Raw genomic sequence first — 15897 nt, 5'->3', positions numbered from 1 at the left:
ATAGCGGTCGAAGCTTCCGGCGCCGAGCTCAACCTCGCGGAGGTTCTCCTCGGTCGGACGCTTGCTGACATAGTTGATGATGCCGCCAGGACTTGCCTAGCCGTAAAGAACCGATGCCGGCCCGCGCAGGATTTCGTAGCGTTCGGCACCGTAGGAATCGAGCGCCGTGAACAGGCGTGAAATTGCTTTCCTTGAGCTGCAGCCCGTCCTTGTAGAAAACGCCGCTGGAGTTCGAAATGCCGCGTATTTGCAAGCCGTGGCCACGATTGTCGGTGCCGTAGAGATTGCCGGTTGCGCCTGGCGTATACCGCAGCGCGCTGTTCAGGCTGTCCACCGCCTGCGCTTCCATCTGGTCTTTGGTGATGACCGATATCGACTGCGGCGTCTCGATCAGCGGTGTTTCGGTCTTGGTAGCGGTGGAGCCCTGGGTGGCGACATAGCCGTCGACCGTCCCAAAGGCGCTTTCGACGCGTTCCTGAATATTGATCGGGTCGAGAGTGGTGGTCGCCTCCTGCGCGACGGCGTGACCGCCGCCAAGCAGCACCGGCAGCGACATCGCCGCGACCAGCAGGTTTCGGCGCGCAGTCACTTCGCTTTAAGTTCTTCCGCGACCTGAACCAACGACCATCTCGGCGCGCTCCACATTTCGTGTTTCGACGCAAATCCGGCGCGTCACGACATTTTGTTGACTCAAAAGTCATCTTCATTGTTGACTAGTAAACTCATGTTTCATAGTCAACCGGACATCGGCGCCCGCAAACCGGATTGCCGAAAACCGGATTTCGAAATGCGCGCAAAGCTGGAGTGAGGCCGAGACCGTGGCAGGAATTCATGCCCAGACTGCCTTCCATGTCGAAGCGGTGCGGTTCGCCGTCGGCGAGCGGACGCTGCTCGGTCCGGTTACACTCGAGTTGCAACGCTCGCGCGTCTATGGGCTGATCGGGCACAACGGCTCGGGCAAGTCGACGCTGACCAAGCTCCTGGCGCGCCAGCAGCCGGCAAGCTCGGGCGGCATAACCTTCGCGCAGCGGCCGCTGGTGCAGTGGGGCGCGCGCGAACTGGCGCGCGCGCTCGCCTATCTGCCGCAGACGACGCCGGCGGCGACCGGCCTGACGGTGCGCGAACTGGCGACGCTCGGCCGCTATCCCTGGCATGGCGCGCTCGGTCGTTTCGGGCATGAGGACAGGCGCCATGTCGAGGAGGCGCTTGTCCTGACCGATATGGCTGACTTCACCGACCGGCTGGTCGACGAATTATCCGGCGGCGAGCGCCAGCGCGCATGGCTGGCCATGCTGGTGGCGCAGAATGCCGGCGTCATGCTGCTCGACGAGCCGATCTCGGCGCTCGACATCGCCCATCAGGTCGAGGTGCTGGGGCTGGTCAGGGACCTCAGCCGCAAGCGCGACCTGTGCGTCGTCGTCGTGCTGCACGATCCCAACATGGCGGCGCGCTACTGCGACGAATTGATCGCGCTGAAGGACGGCAGGCTGCTGACGCGCGGCACGCCGGACCAGATCATGCAGGGCGACGTGCTCAAAGGAATTTTCGGTGTCGAGATGGGCGTGTTCGCGCACCCCGTCACCGGCCAGCGCATCGGCTATGTGCAATGAGGCCACCGTGAGAATAAGGAAGAAGCCCTTGTCCAGACATGGTTTGTTCGCGGCGTTGCTCGCATCCGCCATCCTGTCGGCCGGCGGCGCAGCCGCCCAGGAGCAACCGGAGGCAGCCGCCCAGGAGCAACCGGGCGCGGCCCCGGCGATCGAGGCGCCGGCTCCAGTGCCTGGGCAGGCTGCGCCAGACGCCGCCGCGCCACCGGCGACGCAGCCCGGCGTGACAACACCTATCGAGACAACGCCTACCGAGACTGGCCCTTCGACGGCAACGTCCCTGACCCTGCCGCGTGACCTGTCGCCATGGGGCATGTTCATGGCGGCCGACATCGTCGTGAAAGCGGTGATGATCGGGTTGGCTTTTGCGTCCTTCGTCACCTGGACGATATGGCTGGCCAAATCGCTGGAGATCCTAGGCGGCAAGCTGCGCGCCCGCCGCGCGGCACAAGCGATCGGCAATGCCGCGACGTTGAACCAGGCCGGGCGCGCGCTTGGCCATAATAACGGTCCTGGCGCCCTGCTGGTGCGGGCAGCCGAGGAAGAGACCGCGCTTTCGGCCGGCTCGCTCGACCATGTGTCCGGCGACGGGCTGAAGGAACGGGTCACCTCGCGCCTGTCGCGCATCGAGGCGGCGGCGGCGCGGCGCATGTCGCGCGGCACCGGCGTGCTGGCGACAATCGGCTCGACCGCGCCCTTCGTCGGCCTGTTCGGCACCGTCTGGGGCATCATGAACGCCTTCATCGGCATCTCGCAGGCGCAGACCACCAACCTCGCCGTCGTTGCCCCGGGCATTGCGGAAGCCTTGCTGGCCACGGCGATGGGCCTTGTCGCGGCGATCCCGGCGGTGGTCATCTACAACGTCTTCGCGCGATCGATAGCCGGCTACAGGCAGATCCTTGCCGATGCGTCGGCAGGGGTCGAGCGGCTGGTCAGCCGGGATCTGGATTTCCGCACGGTCGCGCCGGCAAAGCAGATGGCCGCGGAATGAACACGGAGCGACGCCATGGCGGCTAGAATTCGAGAGAACATCGACGGCGATCTCGAGGAAAATCACGAGATCAACGTCACGCCGTTCATCGACGTGATCCTGGTTCTGCTGATCATCTTCATGGTCGCGGCGCCGCTGGCGACCGTGGATGTCAATGTCGACCTGCCGGGCTCGACCGCAACGCCTGCGCCTCGACCGGAGACGCCGCTGTTCCTGACGCTGAAGAACGATCTCAGCCTGGCGATCGGCAACGACAGCGTGCCGCGCGCAGCCTTCGCCGCCGCGCTGGTCGGCAGGACAAAAGGCGACAGGCAGACGCGCATCTTCCTGCGCGCCGACAAGGCGGTCGGCTACGGCGAGCTGATGGAGGTGATCAACCTTTTGCGCGGCGCCGGCTATCTGAAGATCGCGCTGGTTGGCCTCGAGACAGCGCCCGGCGATGCCGCGGCGCCGCAAGTCGGAACCGGCCAATAATGTCGCCGGCGGCCGCCCTGCCGATGGCCGATCAGCGGCGTTTCGGCGCGCGCGAGATCGCCTGGTGGGCGGGCGCGGCTGCGCTGGTCCTGATGGCGCATGCCGCGGTCGGCTATGCGATGCAGAGCTGGCGCCCGGCCGAGCCCGATGGCGGGCCGCCGCAGGCGCAGGTGATCGAGCTGTCGCCAATGGCGCTCACGCCGGCCGAGCCGGCACCGATATCGGATGAGATAGCGCCCGATCAGCCGGGCCCGGCCGAGGAGCCCGAGATAACCGAAACGGAGCCTCCGCCCGAACCACCCGTCGAGCAGGCCGAGCCGGTCACCGAGCCATCGGAGGCCGCTCCGGCCGACACGGTCGAGCCGACCCCGCCGACAGTGGCCGAACGGGTCGACCAGCCGCCGCTCGAGGAGGTCGTGCCCGAAATTGCCGAAGCCGTCACGCCGGAAGTGGTCGTTCCGCTGCCGCAGCCGAAACCGGTCGACAAACCCGTCGAGGCCAAGCCAAAGAAACAGGCAAAGACTGAGGTAAAGGAGCCGGCTGAGGTCAAGGCGAAGAAGCCTGTCAAAGAAGCCAAAAAGCGTCCGAAAAAGGAAAAGGCCGCACCGCCGCGGACGACGGCCAGTGTCGCTGCGACATCCGCAGCCAGGGCGGCCGCCCCGAAATCGACCAAAGCAGCGGCTGCGAGATCCGGCGTGAGTCCGGACAGGTGGAATTCGCGGTTGCGTGCATGGATAAGACGGCACACAAACTATCCAAGGGCGGCGAAGGCCCGGCGCGCTGAAGGCAGTCCGAGCGTGACCTTCACGATCGACGGATCCGGCCGGGTCCTGTCCGCCCGGCTGGCTCGTTCCTCTGGCGATCCAGACCTCGATAGCGCGGCGCTCAGCGCATTACAGGGCGCGTCGGTGCCGGAGCCGCCGCCGGAACTCGGCTCCCGCATAACCCGCACCGCGCCATTCTCGTTCGCCCTGCGCAACTAAGTTCCTCGGCACAGTGATTTTGACAGGTCTGGGCCGGCAGCGAACGTCGACAATTCGGTCCAGTGGCAAACCGCCAACCTCTAGGATTAGCCGAATCATCCTCCACTTCGTCATCCCAGGGCGGAGCAAGGAGCGAAGCGACGCGGCGCAGACCCTGGGATCCATTCCGTGACATCAGCCGAAGAATGCAGCGGCTCAGAAGTGGCCGGCCTCTTGCCTATGTCATCTGACTGTCACATGCCGGCCATATACATCGATAATTCCGGATTCCAGGATACATGGATAAGAACACCGCTCTTCTCGCATTGGCAGCGCTTGGCCAGGACACAAGGCTCGAAGTGTTTCGCCTGCTGGTGCGGGCGGGCGCAGATGGTGTTCCCGCCGGCGAGATCGCCGCGCGCCTCGGTGCGGTGCAGAACACCATGTCGGCGCATCTGAAGGTTCTCGACCATGCCGGCCTGGTCCGCGCCGAGCGCGACGGCCGGACGATCCGCTACGTTGCCGACATGACCGGCTTTCGCGATCTGCTTGCCTATCTCATGGAGGATTGCTGTAACGGCGCGCCGGAGCTCTGCCAGCCGGTCATTCAGGCCGTGACTTGCAACTGCTAGAAGGGAGGACCACCCCATGAATGACCCATACAACGTGCTTTTCCTGTGCACCGGCAATTCGGCACGGTCGATCCTCGCCGAAGCGATCCTCAACCGTGTCGGCGCCGGCAGGTTCAGGGCCTATTCGGCCGGATCGCACCCGAAGGGAGAGGTCCATCCCTACGCGCTCCAGCTGTTGAAAACCCTCAACCACGACACATCCTTCGCCCGCTCGAAAGACTGGCAGGAATTCGCGGCTCCTGGCGCCCCCGAGATGAATTTCGTTTTCACCGTCTGCGACAACGCGGCCAATGAAGCCTGCCCGGTCTGGCCGGGACAGCCGATGACCGCGCATTGGGGCGTGCCCGACCCGGCCGCCGTGAACGGCACCGACGCCGAAAAGCATCTGGCCTTTGCCGAAGCCTATCGCATGCTCAACAACCGGATCTCGATCTTCGTCAGCCTGCCGATGAACACCATCGACAAGCTCGCCCTGCAGAAACGGCTCGATGAAATCGGCCGCGATCTGCCGAAGGCCGGCTGATATCATGGCGGCAGACCTGTCCCGCCGCATCGTCGCGGAAGCGCTCGGCACGGCGATGCTCGTCGCGACGGTCGTCGGGTCCGGCATCATGGCGGATCGTCTGACGGATGATGTGGGTCTCTCCTTGCTCGGCAACACGCTTCCGACTGGAGCGATCCTGGTGGTGCTGATCACTATACTGGGACCGATTTCCGGGGCGCATTTCAATCCGGCGGTGACGCTGGTTTTTGCGCTGCGGCGCGAAATCGAAGCCAACGCTGCACTGGCCTATGTCGTCGCACAGATTGTCGGCGGCGTCGCCGGAACGCTGCTGGCGCACGCCATGTTCGAACTGCCGATTCTGCAGATCTCGCAAACTGTGCGGACCGGAAACGGACAATGGATTGCGGAGTTGGTGGCTGCTTTCGGCCTGGTCTTCACTATTCTGGCCGGCCTTCGCTTCCGTTCGGATGCCATCCCCTGGCTGGTCGGGCTCTACATCACCGCGGCCTATTGGTTCACGGCCTCGACCTCGTTCGCCAATCCGGCAGTCGCCATTGCGCGGGCGGTGTCAAACACCTTCGCGGGCATCCGTCCAGTTGACCTGCCGGCGTTCATCGTCGCCGAGCTGCTGGGTGCGCTGCTTGCCATGGCCTTGGCAGGATGGCTGCTCGCTGAGCCCAAGCCAATCAGACAGATGAGAGCCGCGAAATGACCATCACCATCTATCACAACCCCGACTGCGGCACCTCGCGCAACACGCTCGCCATCATCCGGCAGTCCGGCGAAGAGCCTGAGGTGATCGAATATCTGAAAGACCCGCCGTCGCGCGAACGGCTGGTCGAGCTGATCAAGGCGATGGGAATGACGCCCCGCCAATTGCTGCGCGAGAAGGGTACGCCTTACGCCGAACTCAATCTCGGTGACCCCAAATGGACCGACGACGAGATCGTCGATTTCATGCTGGCGCATCCGATCCTGATCAACCGGCCGATCGTGGTGACGCCGCTCGGCACCATGCTTGCACGGCCGTCCGAAGCGGTTCTCGACATCCTGCCTAATCCGGATATCGGGCCGTTCACCAAGGAAGACGGCGAGGTCGTCATCGACGCGCAGGGCAAGCGCGTTGCCTGACCTGGTGCCCGAAGACTCGCTTCCGAACGTCGACGAAGACCAGTTCCGGCCGATCGACCTGCAGGCGCTGCTCGATGTGCCGCGGTCGATCCAAAAACCTCGCGTGCTGATGCTCTACGGCTCGCTGCGCGAGCGGTCCTACTCCCGGCTCGCGACGGAGGAGGCGGCTCGCATTTTGCGCCGCCTCGGCGCCGAGGTGCGCATCTACAATCCGTCCGGCCTGCCGCTGCCGGATTCGACCTCGGCCGAGCACGCCAAAGTCCAGGAACTGCGAGCCCTGTCGATCTGGTCGGAAGCGCAGGTCTGGTGCTCGCCCGAGCGGCATGGCTCGATGACCGGAGTGATGAAGGCGCAGATCGACTGGCTGCCGCTCTCGGCCGGCGGCGTCAGGACGACGCAGGGCCGCACGCTGGCGGTGATGCAGGTGTCGGGCGGCTCGCAGAGTTTCAACGCCGTCAACCAGCTTCGTCTCCTCGGCCGCTGGATGCGGATGGTCACCATCCCCAACCAGTCGTCGGTAGCCAAGGCTTTCAACGAGTTCGACGCGGCTGGCCGCATGAAGCCGTCACCATACTATAACAGGATCGTCGACGTGATGGAGGAGCTGGTGAAGTTCACGCTGCTCCTGCGTGATCGGTCCGCCTATCTCACGGATCGTTATTCCGAGCGCGTCGAAAGCGCCGAAGCGGTTGCCAAGCGGATCAATCAGCGGTCGATTTGAGGGGGGTGCGTCTGCTTGTTTTATGCATGTCGTTATCGCAAAACCGCTGCACACTTTTGCGCGACATGCATTAATTCGAAAATTTTCGAAATAATATTGACGCGGCGCTGTCTCGGCGCTACGTTATTTCCATGAAACTCGAACAAGCAGCAAAACAGCTCGAAGCGCTCGGCAATCCGACGCGGCTCAATCTTTATCGCACGCTGGTGCGGGCAGGCGAAACAGGACGACCGGTCGGTTATCTGCAGGAAGCCCTCGGCATCGCTGCGTCGACCCTGTCGCATCATCTCCACCGGCTTATCCTGACCGGCCTGGTCACCCAGGAACGTCAGGCAACGACGCTGATCTGCCGTGCCAATTACCCTGTGATGAACGATCTCCTTGGCTTTCTTGCCGATGAATGTTGTGCCGATGCCGCATGCGGCCCTGCTGTCGGCGAGGCTGCTGCGTAACTCTTTTTTTGACTGGTATTTCTATAATCCTAGAAACATAGAAGGGGTGTCATGGTTTCTGAAAACGATCTCCCGATCGCTATCATCGGCGGCGGACCTGTTGGCCTGGCGGCGGCCGCCCAACTGGTCAGCCGTGGCCTTCCGGTTAGGGTTTACGAGGCTGGTTCTTCTGTCGGCTCGAGCCTTCGGGATTGGGGTCATGTCCGGGTTTTCACGCCATGGCGCTATTGTGTCGATGCGGTCGCCCGAAAACTTCTCGAGAGCCACGGCTGGCAAATGCCCGAGCCGGAGGCGTTCCCCACAGCGGATGAAATCGTCGACCAATATCTCGCGCCGCTGGCAAAGCTTGCCGAACTTGCGCCGTCGATGGAGACCAGTGCCCGCGTTGTCGCCATTTCCCGCTGGGGAGCCGACAAGGTTCTGAGCAAGGCGCGGGAGACGCGGCCGTTCATGCTGCTGGTCGAAACGGCGAACGGCACGCGCCGGGACAGCGCTCGTGCCGTCATCGATGCGTCCGGCACCTGGCAGACGCCGAACCCGCTCGGTGCCGGCGGCTTGCCGGCCGAAGGCGAGACGGAACTTGGCGATCGCATCGGTTACGGCATACCAAATGTTCTCGGCCGCGACCGCCACCTCTATGCGGGCCGCACGACACTGGTGGCCGGCGCCGGCCATTCCGCCGCCAACGCCTTGCTGGAATTGGCGGAGCTCGCGCAAACCGAGCCCGGCACCTCGGCACTATGGGTGACGCGCAGCACCGACCTTGTCCGCATCTACGGCGGCGGCGATGCCGACGCCCTGCCGGCGCGCGGCGAACTTGGCTCGGATGTCCGGCAGCTTGCCGAGAGCGGACGCGTGCGGCTGGTCACGGGCTTTGCCATTGTTGCCATTCGCGAGATCGACGGCCGGCTGATGGTCGAAGGCCAGACAGAAGACGGATTGCGCACGCTCGGACCCGTCGACCGGATCATCGCCGCGACGGGGCAGCGCCCCGATCTCGCCTTGACCCGGGAGCTGCGGCTGGACCTCGATCCATGGCTCGAAGGCGTCAAGGCGCTCGGGCCGCTCATTGATCCCAACGAGCACTCCTGCGGCGATGTCCCGCCGCATGGTCATCGCGAACTCAGCCACCCCGAGCCCGATTTCTACACGGTCGGCGTCAAAAGCTATGGCCGGGCGCCGACGTTCCTGCTGCTGACCGGCTATGAGCAGGTCCGCTCGGTCGCCGCGGCGCTTGCCGGCGACATGACTGCCGCCGATGCCGTGCAGCTGGTGTTGCCCAAAACCGGCGTCTGCACGGTGCCGGTGTCACTTTCAGGCGCGTTGTCCCAGGGCTGCTGCGGCGGACCGGCGCCGGCTGCTGTCGATGCCTGCTGTGCCGAAGACGCCAAGGCAAAGGCGAGCGGCAAGTCTGGGTGCGGCTGTGACAGCACGCAAGCGATCGCAGCAGTGCGCAGCGACGATCTCGAGATCGCCGCTCCATGAGCGACCGGAAAATCCCGGCTGCCGCACTCTGGGCGTTGGGGCTGACGCAGATCATCGGCTACGGCACGCTCTATTACAGTTTTAGCATCCTGGTGCCGTCGATCGCGCTCGAGTTTGCCTGGCCGGAACAATGGGTTTTCGGCGCCCTGTCGGCGTCGCTGCTGGCGGGTGGCCTGTTTCCGCCGACAGCCGGGCGCTGGGCCGATCGTTTCGGCGCCGGCCGGGTGATGGCCTTTGGCTCGCTTGCGGCCGCAGCAGCGCTTGTCGCTTGCGCGATAGCACCCGGCCGGGTGAGCTTCGTGCTGGCGCTGATGGCGATGGAGCTGGCGTCCGCCTTCGTGCTCTATAGCGCCGCTTTTGTCGCGATCGTCCAGATCGGCGGCGCCAGGGCGCAGCGCAGCATCACCCATCTGACGCTGATCGCCGGCTTCGCCTCCACCCTGTTCTGGCCGCTGACGGCAGCACTGCACGAATACCTGAGCTGGCGCGAGGTCTATCTGGCCTTTGCGTTCATCAATGTCGCCATCTGCCTGCCCATCCATGCCTGGCTGGCGCGGCTGTCGCGTCGGGCGGACAAAAACGCTTCGGCGACACCTGCTGCCGCCGGCCCGGCGGGCGGACCGGTTGCCTTCACCGCGCGCGACCGCAGCAGAGTGTTTCTGCTCATGCTTGGCGGCTTCGCGATCGAGGGTTTCGTGCTGTCGTCGATCCTCGTTCACATGGTGCCGCTGACGGCGGCGCTCGGGCTTGGCTCCGCCGGGCTTGTCGTCACCACGCTTTTCGGCCCGTCCCAGGTGGCAAGCCGGCTGATCAACATGCTGTTCGGCGGCCGGCTTGCGCAGACCTGGCTCGCGGTGATCGGCGCGACATTGTTGCCGCTCGGCCTTGTCGTCCTGCTGGCGACGACACCGTCGGTGGCCGGCGCCATCGCCTTCGTCATCCTGTTTGGATTGGGCTCGGGCCTCGCCAGCATCGTCGGCGGCACGCTGCCGCTGGAACTGTTCGGACGGGAGCGCTACGGCGCCCGGCTCGGCTGGGTGACGGCCGCGCGTCAGTTCTCTTCAGCCCTTGCGCCATTTGCCCTTGCGATGGCGATGGCAGGCTTGGGCGTCCAGCCATCGCTCTGGTTCACCGCTGCAGCAGGCATGCTCGGCATACTGGCTTTTTTCGCCATCATCCTGATCAGACGGCAGCCCCTCGCGCCTGTGATGCTTACGTCAACGAACTGACGCCGCGCGCCGCGTCGAGCTGTGCGCAACACCGAGCCGCCGGCCATCGGCGCTCGACGGGCTGTGATGCGGTTGATAAGCCCTCTCCTCAAGGAGAGTCGAGACATGACCGTTGCGATCGAGATGGGCCACACGACCGCAGGCACTCCGGCGGCACTGGATCTTGAGGAGCTGCTGGCGACGCGCCTGCTGGTGCAGGGCAATTCGGGCTCCGGCAAATCCCATCTGCTGCGCCGGCTGCTGGAGCAGAGTGCGCCCTGGGTGCAGCAGACCATCATCGACCCGGAAGGCGACTTCGTCTCGCTGGGCGACCGTTTCGGCCATTTGGTGATCGACGCCGAGGAGCATACCGAGCGCGGCCTGCAGAGCGCCGGCGAGCGGGCTCGCATCCACCGCGTCTCGACGGTTCTCAATCTCGAGGGGCTCGACGCTGAGAACCAGATGCGGCGCGCCGCCGCCTTCCTCGGCGGGCTTTTCGAGGTCGCCCGCGACCACTGGTATCCGATGCTGGTGGTGGTGGACGAGGCGCAGCTGTTCGCGCCGGCAGTGGCCGGCGAGGTTTCCGACGAGGCGCGCAAACTCTCGCTCGGCGCTATGACCAATTTGATGTGCCGTGGCCGCAAACGCGGGCTTGCCGGTATCATCGCAACCCAGCGGCTGGCCAAGCTCGCCAAGAACGTCGCCGCCGAGGCTTCCAATTTCCTCATGGGGCGGACCTTTCTCGACATCGACATGGCGCGCGCCGCCGACCTTTTGGGCATGGAGCGGCGACAGGCGGAGGCTTTTCGCGACCTGGAGCGCGGCCAGTTCATGGCGCTCGGCCCGGCGCTGTCGCGCCGTCCGCTCGGCTTGCGCATCGGCCCGACCGATACAAGTCCGCGCAACGGCACCCCGCGGCTGATGCCGCTTCCGGAAGCGGCATTGGAGGACGCCCGCGCCATCATCCTGGCAGCACCGCCGCCGGAAACTGTCCGGCCGCAGCGCCGGTCGTCGCCGGACCTTCTCGATCAGCTGATGGCGGCGAAGTCGGCGGCGCTGGAAATCCGCCCCGAACCGTCGGAGCCGCCGATCAGCGCCGAGGATCTGGCGGAGCGGCGTGAGCGCGTCGACCGTGTCCTGCACGCCGTTCTGGCGCAGCCCGACGCGGGCTTCCGGGTCATCGGCGTGCTTTATCAGGAGTTCGTGGTCCGCTGCCGGATAGAAGGCCTCGCCTCGGTGGTGCCGGACCTGCCCGCCTTTCGCCGCATGCTGACGCGCGCCCGCGCCGGCCTCGGCTCCGACATGGCAGGGGATGACGCCTGGCAAGACGTCTCGGCGCGCGCCTCGCTGCTGCCCGAGGATATGCAGGGCGTGTTCATGATGATCGCCCGCGCGGCGAAGGAGGGCTGGCCCTGCCCGAGCGACGCGGCGATCGCCCGCGCCTACGGCTCGCACTCGCTGCGCCGCGCCCGGCGCCTGCTGACTTATATCGAGGAGCAAGGCCTGATCGTCTGCCAGCTCGACGGGGTTGGAAGGCGGACAGTAACGCTGGTCGAACTGGCCTGGGCGACGGCGCCGGGGGATCCCGGTGCTGCGGGGGTGGAGCAGGGGCGTTTGGCTGTGTGAGGCGGCGGCCGAGCGCGCAAGGGAAATGCCACGCATCAAGGCGATGTATGGCCAAGCGGCAGGTACAGCGGCGAGTCTTTTTTGCGCAGCTAGGGCCTTGGCCCGCCACAGCTCTTCTGCCCGGTCTTCATCATACGCCGACGATTGGCGCGACGCAGATCCGCCTATTGTAAATTGTTCGACGCTACAGCACTCCCTCCTGCCGACGGCGCTTCACATATCTTCTAAATTACCCGCGAGTCGGTTTGCTAATGAAGAGATCAGCCCCGATCAACTGACGAAGGACAAGAAATACGGCAGGACTGTAGCGCAAATAGCCGCCGAAACTACGCTACCGCCGCCGATTACCCCTTCGGTTCATTCTGTTGACATCTCCTGCTTCTGGAGAGATGGTAAGATACTACGCGGCGGCCCTTTTTCCGAAGATTTTATTCTGCAGCTTCCTCAAAGGATTTCGGCAATGCGTTTGTCTCGATCGCGCCGACTTATGGCCATCGCTTTGACGGCAATCGCAGCCGTCACCCTTCCCTCTTATGGACATACCGAGGACAAGCTGCTGACGGAAGCGGTGCAGTTCAACGGTACGATCCTGTATCTCTCCACCGAAGTGCCTGGCCTGATCTTCGGCGCCGTGCGCAACGGCGAGACGGCCCTGGCCGGTTTCGGCAAGATTGCCGACGGGAGTGAAAAAGTGCCCGACGGCGACACAATGTTCCGCATCGCATCCGTGAGCAAGGTGTTCTGCGGCAGTGTGCTTTCCTCGCTGGCGATCGACGGCAAGGTACAGCTCACCGACCGGCTGCAGGATCGCCTTGGCTGGGACGTCACGCTCCCTGAGAAGGATGGCCGCGCCCTTCGCCTGATCGATCTCGTCGCGCAAGCTTCCGGCCTTCCGCGGGAGGTGCCAGTGGCCGAGGCGCCCCCCTCCGACCCCTTCTCTACGAACACCAAAGAGGCGCAGATTGCCGCCCTCAAGGACAATCCGCTGCTGTTCGCGCCGGGCACCGCCGTTCTCTATTCGAACTTCGGATACGACCTCCTTGGAGCGGCGCTCGCGAATGTCTCTGGAAAGCCGTATGCCGAGCTCCTTCGGGAGCGTGTCCTCGATCCTCTCGGCATGAAAGACACGGTTTTCAACGCAAGACCGGAGGACGAGCCGCGCCTGATGCAGGGCCATAACTTCGACGGCAGCGCCATGCCCATCGTGCCGACGAGCACAGCCATGGAGTGCGCCGGTGGATTGTACTCGACCGCGGACGACCTGCTGCGCTGGATGAACTGGCATGTCGAGAACAAGCCTTCTGCGGCCGATGCCGAGCTGCGGCTTTTGAACCACGCGGCTTTTTTGTACCGGGACGGGCTCGCGTCGGTGGTGGGGCTGGATGACGGCGGCCCGATGGACGCCATGGGTCTCGGATGGGTCATCATGCTCCCCACCGAGCATAGCCCGCTCATCCTCCAGAAGAGCGGCGGCCTGCAAGGGATGTTTCTCTATGTTGCGATTGCACCGACACGCGGCGTCGGCGCTTTCTTCGTCATGAACGAATTCAATGCCGCCGGCTTCATGGCGGGGGTCAAGACGACGAACGATCTCGTCGCAGAGATCGCTCCACGCTGATTTTCGCGCTGATCAGGGGGAACGTGCGCGATGATTAACGCTGGGGAGGGGCCTGACGGACCGCGTGTTTGGTGGCAAGGCAAGCTCGACATCGGCTATTTCCGGCCGACGGCTTAGCTATCCCCTCCTGAGGACGACCACCGCATGATAGGTCGCCGCGTGCAAAGTCAGGCCCAAGCGGCGCTTTTGATCTCAAATGTGGAGCTCTCTGGCTCGACTGTTCTGAGCTTGAAAGGGTCGATTGACCAAGCTCAGATTGAGCCGTAGCTTCAGATAAGCGTGCGGCCTCGTTGTTTCAGCAGAGGCTCGCCTCGAGGGTACCGATGGCTGGCAGTGACGATGCGCGTCTGCCCAAGCAGGTAGGTGAGCCGGCGCCGCATCATTCTGCGCCGGCAACAGTGCGGCGACGCGAGCTTCTCATTGCCGTCTCGACGCTCGCCGCATTCTTCGGATTGCCCGCCGCGGCCCGTAGCCAGGTCGCCTTGAGCAGCGCGATCGACCTCGGCGCGTTTCGCGAATTGACAGGCATACTGACGGGCATGTCGCCGAGCGACGCCACGCTTCCGGAATTGTTCCTGCAGGCATTCTCCGCTGACGCCGCCGATCTCGGAAAACTGCATGCGATCGTGACAGAACAGCCCGAGACAGAATGGGACAGCGCGGTTGCGTCGGCGGGGCTGAAACCGCTGTCGGAATCGCTCATCCAAGCCTGGTATACGGGTAGCATCATGCACGGCTCGGAAGAACGCGTCCTTACCTATCTCGATGCGTTCGTCTGGCATGCCTGCGGTTACACCAAGCCGCCGACGCGATGCGACACGAATTTTGGCGCGTGGGCGAACGCACCGCCGCCCGGACGGTTTTCCGAATGACCGCGCCGGCGTCCGCCGATGTCGTGTTTGTCGGTTCAGGCGTAGCCGCGGCGCTTGCCGGCGCGGCTATCGCGAAAGCAGGCTTCAGCGTGCTGTTCCTCGAGGCGGGACCGCGCGTCGATCGCGGCACCGCTGTGACACGATTCCAGTACTCGTCCGCGAAGGGCCAGAATTCGCCTTACCCCGACCAGCCCTATGCGCCGCAGCCGGAAGAATCCGACTTCTCCGCCTACTATGTCGAGGCTGGGCCGGACACCTTTAGGGGACAGCAGGCGAGGATCGTCGGCGGCACCACGTGGCACTGGGGCGGGCTCGCCGCGCGGTTCCGGCCAAACGATTTCAAGATGCACTCGAAGTTCGGCGTCGGCGTCGATTGGCCTATCGCCTATGGCGACATGGAGCCGTGGTATCAGGCCGCCGAGGAAGAGATCGGCGTCGCGGGCGACGACACCGCCGATTTCGGCGCGCCGCGCTCAAAGTCGTTTCCGATGCCACCGATCCCCATGACCTATGCCGACAAGCAGGTCGGCATCGCTGCCAAGGCGCTCGGCTACTCGGTGTTGCCATTTCCACAGGCGCGCAATTCGGTGTGGCGGGATGGCCGCCCGCAATGCTGCGGCAATGCGAGCTGCGTGCCGATCTGCCCCATCCAGGCGAAGTACGACGCGACGCATCATCTCGCCATCGCGGAGCGCGCCAGCGCGCATGTCGAGCCGCAGGCCGTGGTGCACGAGCTAGTCGTCGGTCCGGACAAACGCATTGCCGAAGTGCGTTACCGTCGCCCGGATCGCAGCGAGGGCAGCGCGACCGGAAAAATTGTGGTCATCGCGGCGCATACTATTGAGACGCCAAAGCTGCTACTGCTTTCGACGGGAGACAATGCGCCGACGGGCGTGGCGAACAGTTCCGACCAGGTCGGCCGCAATCTGCTGTCGCAGATCGATGTCGGCATTCAGGGACTGACCAGGGATCCCGTGTTCACCTATCGCGGACCGGTCTCGACCGGTGGCATTGCCGAGCTTCGGGACGGCGATTTCCGCAACGAGCGTGCGGCCATCGGCATCTCGCCTTCCAATGAGGGCTGGGCGCGGGCGGTCGGTCCGTTCCAGGCTGCGACGACCTTCATCAAACAGGGCCTGCGCGGCGATGCGCTGAAGGCGGCAGTCCGTTCGCACGTCGCGCGGGAGCTGATCATTGGCAGCTCTGCCGAAATGCTTCCCAATCCGGACAATCGCGTGACGCTGAGCGATCAGATGGACGGGATCGGCATTCCGCGGCCGAACATCGCCTTCAAGTCTGACGATTACACGGCGCGCGGGCTGGCGGTCGCGCGCGATGTGCAGAACAAGCTCATGGCTGCACTCGGTGCCACGCAGATCAAGCAGCTCGGCCCGATCGCTGACAGCGCGATCATGGGCGGCACGACACGCATGGGAGATGACCCGCTCACCTCGGTCGTCGACAGGGACCTGAAGAGCCACGACCATCCAAACCTCTACATCGTTGGCTCGTCCGTCTTCCCGTCCATCACGGCGAATGCGCCCACGCTCACCATTGCGGCGCTCAGTGCGCGCCTCGGCGCGCATCTCATCTCCCTGCTGAAGGCGTAAATG

The 15897-nt window shown here is 64.5% G+C and carries 17 protein-coding genes; 16 read left to right on the top strand and 1 reads right to left on the bottom strand.

Annotated features, from left to right (window positions below; genetic code table 11):
* Window positions 1–28 precede the first annotated feature (28 nt).
* On the bottom strand, window positions 29–556 hold the full coding sequence (locus AC0L3D_RS22825) for a TonB-dependent receptor plug domain-containing protein (protein ID WP_473645884.1): 528 nt from the start codon (window positions 554–556) through the stop codon (window positions 29–31).
* 262 nt (window positions 557–818) lie between these two features.
* On the opposite strand from AC0L3D_RS22825, the gene AC0L3D_RS22820 reads away from it, so the two are divergent.
* From AC0L3D_RS22820 to AC0L3D_RS22745, 16 genes are all read left to right on the top strand, one after another.
* Window positions 819–1610, top strand: a complete 792-nt coding sequence (locus tag AC0L3D_RS22820) for an ATP-binding cassette domain-containing protein (protein ID WP_473645883.1) — start codon at window positions 819–821, stop codon at window positions 1608–1610.
* Between the two features lie 28 nt (window positions 1611–1638).
* The gene (exbB, locus tag AC0L3D_RS22815) at window positions 1639–2598 is read left to right on the top strand and encodes a tonB-system energizer ExbB (protein ID WP_287057689.1); all 960 of its coding nucleotides are present in this window, start codon (window positions 1639–1641) and stop codon (window positions 2596–2598) included.
* A gap of 15 nt (window positions 2599–2613) precedes the next feature.
* Complete coding sequence (gene exbD / locus AC0L3D_RS22810; protein ID WP_473645881.1) at window positions 2614–3072, top strand: TonB system transport protein ExbD; 459 nt, start codon at window positions 2614–2616, stop codon at window positions 3070–3072.
* Entirely contained in the window at window positions 3072–4055 is a 984-nt protein-coding gene (locus tag AC0L3D_RS22805) for a TonB family protein (protein WP_023800508.1), read from the top strand. The genes exbD and AC0L3D_RS22805 overlap by 1 nt, the downstream gene beginning before the upstream one ends.
* A 278-nt stretch (window positions 4056–4333) precedes the next feature.
* Window positions 4334–4666 (top strand): ArsR/SmtB family transcription factor, encoded by a 333-nt coding sequence (locus AC0L3D_RS22800; RefSeq protein ID WP_077380823.1) that lies wholly within the window; start codon window positions 4334–4336, stop codon window positions 4664–4666.
* Between the two features lie 16 nt (window positions 4667–4682).
* Window positions 4683–5189 carry an arsenate reductase ArsC gene (locus tag AC0L3D_RS22795; protein ID WP_023800506.1) on the top strand — a complete coding sequence of 169 codons (507 nt, stop codon included), beginning with the start codon at window positions 4683–4685 and terminating at the stop codon, window positions 5187–5189.
* Between the two features lie 4 nt (window positions 5190–5193).
* Entirely contained in the window at window positions 5194–5883 is a 690-nt protein-coding gene (locus AC0L3D_RS22790; RefSeq protein WP_023800505.1) for an aquaporin, read from the top strand.
* Window positions 5880–6302, top strand: coding sequence for an arsenate reductase (glutaredoxin) (gene arsC, locus AC0L3D_RS22785; RefSeq protein ID WP_023800504.1), 423 nt, complete (start codon window positions 5880–5882; stop codon window positions 6300–6302). The genes AC0L3D_RS22790 and arsC overlap by 4 nt, the downstream gene beginning before the upstream one ends.
* Window positions 6295–7023 (top strand): arsenical resistance protein ArsH, encoded by a 729-nt coding sequence (gene arsH, locus AC0L3D_RS22780; protein WP_473645879.1) that lies wholly within the window; start codon window positions 6295–6297, stop codon window positions 7021–7023. The genes arsC and arsH overlap by 8 nt, the downstream gene beginning before the upstream one ends.
* 131 nt (window positions 7024–7154) lie before the next feature.
* On the top strand, window positions 7155–7475 hold the full coding sequence (locus tag AC0L3D_RS22775; RefSeq protein WP_023800502.1) for an ArsR/SmtB family transcription factor: 321 nt from the start codon (window positions 7155–7157) through the stop codon (window positions 7473–7475).
* A gap of 51 nt (window positions 7476–7526) precedes the next feature.
* Window positions 7527–8960, top strand: a complete 1434-nt coding sequence (locus tag AC0L3D_RS22770) for an NAD(P)-binding domain-containing protein (protein WP_473645877.1) — start codon at window positions 7527–7529, stop codon at window positions 8958–8960.
* Complete coding sequence (gene arsK / locus AC0L3D_RS22765; RefSeq protein WP_473629150.1) at window positions 8957–10189, top strand: arsenite efflux MFS transporter ArsK; 1233 nt, start codon at window positions 8957–8959, stop codon at window positions 10187–10189. The genes AC0L3D_RS22770 and arsK overlap by 4 nt, the downstream gene beginning before the upstream one ends.
* A 105-nt stretch (window positions 10190–10294) precedes the next feature.
* The gene (locus tag AC0L3D_RS22760) at window positions 10295–11794 is read left to right on the top strand and encodes a helicase HerA domain-containing protein (protein WP_473645875.1); all 1500 of its coding nucleotides are present in this window, start codon (window positions 10295–10297) and stop codon (window positions 11792–11794) included.
* 487 nt (window positions 11795–12281) lie between these two features.
* Window positions 12282–13412 (top strand): D-alanyl-D-alanine-carboxypeptidase/endopeptidase AmpH, encoded by a 1131-nt coding sequence (gene ampH, locus AC0L3D_RS22755; protein ID WP_287260860.1) that lies wholly within the window; start codon window positions 12282–12284, stop codon window positions 13410–13412.
* Between the two features lie 323 nt (window positions 13413–13735).
* Complete coding sequence (locus AC0L3D_RS22750; RefSeq protein ID WP_023800499.1) at window positions 13736–14284, top strand: sugar dehydrogenase complex small subunit; 549 nt, start codon at window positions 13736–13738, stop codon at window positions 14282–14284.
* The gene (locus AC0L3D_RS22745) at window positions 14281–15894 is read left to right on the top strand and encodes a GMC family oxidoreductase (protein WP_023800498.1); all 1614 of its coding nucleotides are present in this window, start codon (window positions 14281–14283) and stop codon (window positions 15892–15894) included. The genes AC0L3D_RS22750 and AC0L3D_RS22745 overlap by 4 nt, the downstream gene beginning before the upstream one ends.
* The last annotated feature ends 3 nt before the right edge of the window (window positions 15895–15897 follow it).

Source organism: Mesorhizobium sp. WSM4837, from assembly GCF_055811435.1.
This window is presented reverse-complemented; position numbering and strand designations above follow the sequence as displayed.

Excerpts from the sequence above, each read along its gene's own strand:
- AC0L3D_RS22825 (WP_473645884.1), bottom strand. The coding sequence starts at position 556 with ATGTCGCTGCCGGTGCTGCTTGGCGGCGGTCACGCCGTCGCGCAGGAG.
- exbD (WP_473645881.1), top strand. The coding sequence starts at position 2,614 with ATGGCGGCTAGAATTCGAGAGAACATCGACGGCGATCTCGAGGAAAAT.
- AC0L3D_RS22805 (WP_023800508.1), top strand. The coding sequence starts at position 3,072 with ATGTCGCCGGCGGCCGCCCTGCCGATGGCCGATCAGCGGCGTTTCGGC.
- AC0L3D_RS22800 (WP_077380823.1), top strand. The coding sequence starts at position 4,334 with ATGGATAAGAACACCGCTCTTCTCGCATTGGCAGCGCTTGGCCAGGAC.
- AC0L3D_RS22795 (WP_023800506.1), top strand. The coding sequence starts at position 4,683 with ATGAATGACCCATACAACGTGCTTTTCCTGTGCACCGGCAATTCGGCA.
- AC0L3D_RS22790 (WP_023800505.1), top strand. The coding sequence starts at position 5,194 with ATGGCGGCAGACCTGTCCCGCCGCATCGTCGCGGAAGCGCTCGGCACG.
- arsC (WP_023800504.1), top strand. The coding sequence starts at position 5,880 with ATGACCATCACCATCTATCACAACCCCGACTGCGGCACCTCGCGCAAC.
- AC0L3D_RS22775 (WP_023800502.1), top strand. The coding sequence starts at position 7,155 with ATGAAACTCGAACAAGCAGCAAAACAGCTCGAAGCGCTCGGCAATCCG.
- AC0L3D_RS22770 (WP_473645877.1), top strand. The coding sequence starts at position 7,527 with ATGGTTTCTGAAAACGATCTCCCGATCGCTATCATCGGCGGCGGACCT.
- arsK (WP_473629150.1), top strand. The coding sequence starts at position 8,957 with ATGAGCGACCGGAAAATCCCGGCTGCCGCACTCTGGGCGTTGGGGCTG.
- AC0L3D_RS22760 (WP_473645875.1), top strand. The coding sequence starts at position 10,295 with ATGACCGTTGCGATCGAGATGGGCCACACGACCGCAGGCACTCCGGCG.
- ampH (WP_287260860.1), top strand. The coding sequence starts at position 12,282 with ATGGCCATCGCTTTGACGGCAATCGCAGCCGTCACCCTTCCCTCTTAT.
- AC0L3D_RS22750 (WP_023800499.1), top strand. The coding sequence starts at position 13,736 with ATGGCTGGCAGTGACGATGCGCGTCTGCCCAAGCAGGTAGGTGAGCCG.
- AC0L3D_RS22745 (WP_023800498.1), top strand. The coding sequence starts at position 14,281 with ATGACCGCGCCGGCGTCCGCCGATGTCGTGTTTGTCGGTTCAGGCGTA.